This is a genomic window from Photobacterium rosenbergii (assembly GCF_033022775.1).
In the GTDB taxonomy this organism is placed as follows: domain Bacteria; phylum Pseudomonadota; class Gammaproteobacteria; order Enterobacterales; family Vibrionaceae; genus Photobacterium; species Photobacterium rosenbergii_A.
Genome location: NZ_JAWJZI010000050.1, coordinates 1 through 567 on the forward strand (window position 1 = coordinate 1; position 567 = coordinate 567).

3 tRNA genes and 1 rRNA gene are annotated in these 567 nt (G+C 53.6%); all 4 read left to right on the forward strand.

The features are described from left to right. Positions 1–191: ribosomal RNA gene (locus R2X38_RS26630) — 16S ribosomal RNA — on the forward strand; the annotation flags it as partial. Between the two features lie 116 nt (positions 192–307). Beyond that, positions 308–383 (forward strand) — tRNA-Glu (locus R2X38_RS26635). 1 nt (position 384) lies between these two features. Further along, a tRNA-Lys gene (locus tag R2X38_RS26640) sits at positions 385–460 on the forward strand. Positions 461–490: 30 nt separating this feature from the next. After that, positions 491–566: transfer RNA gene (locus R2X38_RS26645), tRNA-Val, on the forward strand. Position 567 lies beyond the last annotated feature (1 nt).

Sequence of the window (567 nt, forward strand, 5' to 3'; positions counted from 1 at the left end):
CGTGGATCAGAATGCCACGGTGAATACGTTCCCGGGCCTTGTACACACCGCCCGTCACACCATGGGAGTGGGCTGCACCAGAAGTAGATAGCTTAACCTTCGGGAGGGCGTTTACCACGGTGTGGTTCATGACTGGGGTGAAGTCGTAACAAGGTAGCCCTAGGGGAACCTGGGGCTGGATCACCTCCTTAACGATATGACTGCGTTTTATGCAGTGTCCACACAGATTGCTTGGTTGAAATGTAAGAGAGCAAGGGTAGCATTGGCTATCCTCGTTAGTGTGCCCAACACATTAACCAAACACTTAGTCCCATTCGTCTAGAGGCCTAGGACACCGCCCTTTCACGGCGGTAACAGGGGTTCGACTCCCCTATGGGACGCCACGGGTCGTTAGCTCAGTTGGTAGAGCAGTTGACTTTTAATCAATTGGTCGCAGGTTCGAATCCTGCACGACCCACCATCTTCTCCTTTGAAGATGTAAAACATCGGAGGGCGATTAGCTCAGTTGGGAGAGCACCTCCCTTACAAGGAGGGGGTCACTGGTTCGAGCCCGGTATCGCCCACCAC